This window comes from Nitrosomonas supralitoralis, assembly GCF_003011925.2.
Lineage (GTDB): Bacteria > Pseudomonadota > Gammaproteobacteria > Burkholderiales > Nitrosomonadaceae > Nitrosomonas > Nitrosomonas supralitoralis.
In genome coordinates this window covers 1-693 of the sequence record NZ_PXXU01000181.1, presented here as the reverse complement: position 1 = coordinate 693, position 693 = coordinate 1, and the positions used below count along the sequence as shown (strand labels likewise).

Genomic DNA, 693 nt, shown 5'->3' with positions numbered 1-693 from the left:
AACTATCTTTAAAAAAATTAACTGATTGCTCCCTAAATTCCTGGCTATATTGTGCGCGGGGTAATTCCATCTCCATCCTCCATTTCATCTCTTCATTTTATAAAACTTCGGACTCCATGAAAATAAGCATACCTCACTCCGCCACCGCTTGTACCTATGAGATTCAAGATATGACCCAATGTTTGGGCTTCTTTCTCCGGCGCAAGGTGGGTCTCGAACCTCCAGAAACCCGTTTGGTCGATATAATGAATGAGTTTTTCGCCCATTTGTTCGATGGGCAAAACATAGTCGACCAGACCGGTGTGGATGGCACTCTGTGGCATGTCTGGATGCTGGGCCGTCTCAGGCTGCTGAGCCATCGCCATTCCCCCCTCTGCTTTAATAGCTTTTAGACCGATAGTGCCATCATGATCTGCATCGGTCAGGACAATACAGATGGATTTTTTCCTGTAGTTCTGCCGCAAGGGATACGAAAAGATGGTCAATTGATTTCAACAGCGGCCTGGGCTGTGGAATTTGCTGGATACGTAACAATCCTTCGCTTAACGTCAAGAAATTATTGGGCGAGATAATATAGATGGTATTGCTTACCAGCGCTATATCGCTGGTAACCTGAACCACCGACAGCGGCGTGCTCTTTGCAAGAATATCGGCTAGATGACTAGGATACGTCGGCGACAAGTGCACAACTAC

Annotated in this window: 2 protein-coding genes; both read right to left on the bottom strand. The window is 46.5% G+C overall.

Going from position 1 to position 693, the window contains the following annotated elements:
* Window positions 1-92: 92 nt before the first annotated feature.
* Window positions 93-464, bottom strand: coding sequence for a chemotaxis protein CheB (locus tag C7H79_RS19325; protein ID WP_258577655.1), 372 nt, complete (start codon window positions 462-464; stop codon window positions 93-95).
* Window positions 406-693: chemotaxis protein CheB (locus C7H79_RS19320; protein ID WP_147383671.1), on the bottom strand; the 288-nt coding region annotated here is incomplete at its 5' end. The genes C7H79_RS19325 and C7H79_RS19320, both read right to left, overlap by 59 nt.